At 60.0% G+C, this 4,175-nt stretch carries 5 protein-coding genes; 1 reads left to right on the top strand and 4 read right to left on the bottom strand.

Features of this window, described 5'->3' with window-relative positions; all coding sequences use genetic code 11:
- A partial coding sequence (locus tag VJV58_RS21980) for an ABC transporter permease (RefSeq protein ID WP_324139478.1) occupies nucleotides 1–267 on the top strand: 267 nt, incomplete at its 5' end.
- 10 nt (nucleotides 268–277) lie between these two features.
- Here the strand turns inward: VJV58_RS21980 and cnbZ are convergent.
- From cnbZ to VJV58_RS21960, 4 genes are all read right to left on the bottom strand, one after another.
- The gene (cnbZ, locus tag VJV58_RS21975) at nucleotides 278–1,021 is read right to left on the bottom strand and encodes a 2-amino-5-chloromuconate deaminase CnbZ (RefSeq protein WP_324139477.1); all 744 of its coding nucleotides are present in this window, start codon (nucleotides 1,019–1,021) and stop codon (nucleotides 278–280) included.
- A 24-nt stretch (nucleotides 1,022–1,045) separates the two neighbouring features.
- On the bottom strand, nucleotides 1,046–2,296 hold the full coding sequence (locus tag VJV58_RS21970; RefSeq protein WP_324139476.1) for a response regulator: 1,251 nt from the start codon (nucleotides 2,294–2,296) through the stop codon (nucleotides 1,046–1,048).
- Complete coding sequence (locus VJV58_RS21965) at nucleotides 2,293–2,682, bottom strand: response regulator (protein WP_324139475.1); 390 nt, start codon at nucleotides 2,680–2,682, stop codon at nucleotides 2,293–2,295. The genes VJV58_RS21970 and VJV58_RS21965 overlap by 4 nt, the downstream gene beginning before the upstream one ends.
- Nucleotides 2,679–4,175 (bottom strand): sensor histidine kinase (locus VJV58_RS21960; RefSeq protein WP_324139474.1); only part of this gene is annotated, 1,497 nt, incomplete at its 5' end. The genes VJV58_RS21965 and VJV58_RS21960, both read right to left, overlap by 4 nt.

The following is a 4,175-nucleotide window of genomic DNA, read 5'->3' as shown; positions in this document are numbered from 1 at the left end:
CTGCCGAACATCATGCCTGCGCTGCTCGTACAGGCGACCTTGTCGATCGCGGCTGCGATCATCGCCGAGGCAGCGCTGTCGTTCCTCGGGCTCGGCCAGCAGCCGCCCGAGCCATCCTGGGGCAGCATGCTGAACGCGGCGCAACGTTTCCTGAGCAACGCTCCGTGGATGGCGGTTTGGCCGGGACTTGCGATTTTCCTGGTGGTGCTGTCGTTCAATCTCGTGGGCGATGGAATGCACGACGCGCTAGATCCGCGCGAGCGCTGACCATCAGCAATCAGATCACCGTCTCGCGCAGCACGCGCCGGCAATCCATCTCATATTCCAGATCGATCACGGGCGGACGGGCAAAATGCCACGTCAGGCCGGAGCGCGTCGCCCCCCGCCGGACCAGCTCGTCAGCCAGCACCGGATGAAAATCATGCACCGTGTAGGCCTGGACAGTCGTCGTATCCTTCCAACCGAATCCGAACGCGCCGAGGCGGTTTTCCATTTCGCCCGTTGTGAAGCGGACCTTGTCCTTGATACCTTCGGGACTGAGGTCGCGGTAGCGTACGGTTCGCTCGGCATAGCTCGCCCCGCCTTCGCGGGATTCGGCGCCGCCCGCGATCACGAATGACGGTGCGCTAGCCTGGCTCGGGCGCGTGAACGAAAACGCGTAGAAAGATGGTTCGGCGGGCGGCTCGATCTCCGGGCACACATTGCTGCGCGCTACCGGATTGGTGACGCCGTCGAATAGGCCCCATTGCGCCAGTGTCTTGACGTAATGCTCGTTGAAGACTCGAAAGCCGGCGTCGGTGAACGCCGCGGGCGAGCGCAACTCGCAGGCGCAAAACGAGGTCAGCGGCCGCCCCGCTGCCTGAATATACTCAGCGGCGCGCGCAAATCCCTGCGCCAGCGGGACCAGCCGGTCAAATCGCACGCGCTCGATTTCGAAGCCGGAATCTGCGGCGGCGCCACTTGAATACTGAAAAACCGCCGGGATGAACTTGTAGTTACCGGCTGGAAAATCGCGGGTCATGTCAGGGCATTCCTCTAGTGATAGTTATTCAAGCTGCATGCGAACGCCCTTGGCGCCATTGAGCAGCCTTCTCAGGTGAAAGCCGGCCAGCGGGTCCTCCGCGTGCAATCCGACCAGCGCGGCGAACGCCGGCATCGCCCCCGCGTCACCGGCTTCGAGCTTCGCGAACGCATCGGTATATTGCCTCTTTGCCGGTTCGTCGAATGCTTCCGGACACAGCGGCTCATAAGCGCGGAGCGGCTCGGTACGGCCACGCAGCACCAGGTCGCCCACCGGCCGGCCCTTGAAATTATCGGCGGCTTCGGCCACCGCAGCGCTCACGCAGATCCGCGTGCCCAGAATTTTGTTGGCCCACTCAAGCCGCGCCGCGGTGTTGATGGTGTCGCCGTAGGCGGTGTAATCGAAGAAGCGACTGCCGCCAAAATTGCCGACCAGCGCGGGTCCGAGGTGAACGCCGATGCGGGTTACCCCGAAATCAACCTGCTTGGCTCTCCAACGCTCCCGAAATGCCTCGGCCCACTTGTCGAGCTCCTGTGCGCAGGCAACCGCGCGCGTTGCGTAGTCCGGCTGGTCTCCCGGCGCGTTGAAAAGAATCTGAATCGCGTCACCGATGATCTTGGCGACGGTGCCTTCATGAGCGAACACCACGTCGGTCATGCCGCCCACATATTCATTGAGCAGCATGCCCAGCACCTCAGGCGCCGCGGTTTCGACCAGCGAGGTGAAACTGGTGATATCGGTGAAGATGGTCGCGACCTCGCGCCGGTGCACTTCCATACCGTTGGCGTCGCTGTTGGAGGCGAGCCTCAAGGCGATCTGCGGCGAAAAATACCGCGACAGCGATGCGTGCGCGCGCTCCGCTTCGGCCTGACGGCGACGCGTCTCGCGAATCATTTCGACGTGCCGGATGGTCTTTTCGATAGTCATTTCGAGATCGCTGAAGTCGATCGGCTTGGTAAGAAAATCGAAAGCGCCTCGATTCATCGCGGTGCGGATGTTACTCATATCGCCATAGGCGGAGACGATGATAGTGGACTTCTTATCCTCGGCTTCCTGCAGCTTCTGCAGTAGCGACAGTCCGTCCATCCGGGGCATGTTGATGTCAGACACGACCATGTCGACGCCGGGATTTTGCTCGATCGATTGCAGCGCCTCGATCCCGTCACGAGCAAACACGAACTGGACCGCGCCGTCACGAATTTGCCGGCGAAATTTCTGCAGTACCAGAGCCTCCAGATCGGGCTCATCATCGACGACCAGGATCGTTGCGCTCATGCAGCTTGCCCAAGCCTCGTATCGATTTCATGGCGAAGCAGCGCGAAATCGATCGGCTTGGTCAACAGGCCGACCGCGCCCCGCTCGATTGCCTGGCGGCGGGTTTCCGGATCGCCATAAGCGGTGATCATGATAACCGGGACCTCGGGCCGGTTGGCCCGCACCTTCGGCAGCATTTCGAGCCCGCTCATGCCGGGCATATTGATATCAGATAAAATCAGGATCAACGGAGGATCGGCGACATCGGAGGCGCGCGCCAGCGCCGCCGGCGCGGACGGAGCAAACTCCATCAGGAAACGCCCGGTCCGCAAATCGCGCCGGAATTGCTGACGAAACAGCGGTTCCACGTCGGGCTCGTCATCGACGACGAGAATGTAGACGCTCAATTTGTGCCTCCAGGCTGTGGCCGGGCCGCTCCCTTTCGGGGCAGCGTAACAATGAACTCCGTAAATGCACCCGGCTTGGTATCGACGTCGATCTTGCCACCGTGTTGTTTCACGACGATGTCGTGGCTCATCGACAGGCCGAGGCCGGTACCCTCGCCGGCCGGTTTGGTCGTAAAAAATGGATTGAACATCTTTTCCTTGATTTCCCGCGGGATTCCAGTGCCGTTATCGCGTATGCGGATCTCAACCTTGTTGCCGAGGCTCTTGGTGCTCGCGCTTAGCGTCGGCTCGAAAGCCGGTTCGCCGGCCTCCTTGCGCTTTGTGGCGGCATAGAAGCCATTGGAAATCAGGTTAAGAAACACCCGTGTGATTTCCTGAGGGTACAGGTCGATCATGCCCGCTTCGGGATCGAGGTCGCGGTTCAACGTGATATTGAAGCCGGATTTCTCCGCACGTGCGCCGTGGTAGGCGAGATTGAGGCTCTCCTCAACGATCGCATTTATATCGGCGGGCCGATGCTCGCCCGATCCCTCGCGCGAGTGCAACAGCATGTTCTTGACGATCGAATCAGCACGCCTGCCATGCTGCACGACCTTTTCGAGATTACCCTTCAGCATCAGCGTAAGTTCGTCGATTTCCTCCCGGGTCTTGGGGTCCAGCGTGGCTGGCGTAAGCACATCCTGCAACTCTCCAATCAATTCCGCAGAGACCGCCGAAAAATTGTTGACGAAATTGAGTGGATTTTTGATCTCGTGAGCGATGCCGGCGGTGAGCTGGCCAAGCGATGCAAGCTTCTCCGTCTGGACCAGTCGATCCTGCGCGGTGCGGAGATCTTCGAGTGAATCGCTCAAATCTTTGGTTTTTTCGCGTAACTCGCGGAGCAGCCGGGTATTTTCGATGGCGATCACAGCCTGATTGGTGAAATTTTCGACCAAAGCAATCTGCTTGTCGGTGAACGGACGAACTTCTTGGCGGTATATTGTCATCGTGCCGATCAGCTCGTCCTCTTTCAACATCGGGACGATCAGGATCGTTCGGGCGCCGGCGACATCTGCAATCCCAACCACTGTCGGGTCTCCCGCGCGGTATGCTGCACCCTCCCGCACATCATGGATATGTGCGACTTGATGAGTTCTCACGACCGAGGCAAGACCACTCTCCGGATGCGGATGAATGGAGGCCCGCTGCCGGTAATCCGCGAATGCCGGCGGCACGTTGTAGTCAGCACCAATATTGAAGGTTTCGCCGTCCCAGAGGTTCATTACGCCGAAGTTTGCGCCACAAACGCGTGTGGCGTTCTCGAGCATCTTCTGGAAAACCGGCTTCAGTTCACCCGGTGACGAACTGATGACCTGCAATACCTCCGACGTAGCGGTTTGCTGCTCGAGCGTCTCGCTGAGTTCGGCGGTGCGCTGCTCGACTTTATTCTCCAGGTCGGCATAGGATTCCTGCAGCCGCGCGCCCATGTCGTTGAACTGGTTGGCGAGGCCCTC

Origin of the sequence: Bradyrhizobium sp., assembly GCF_035273305.1 — a bacterium.
GTDB lineage: Bacteria > Pseudomonadota > Alphaproteobacteria > Rhizobiales > Xanthobacteraceae > Bradyrhizobium.
Note: the sequence above shows the minus strand (reverse complement) of the source record. Positions and strands in the feature narration are given on the sequence as shown.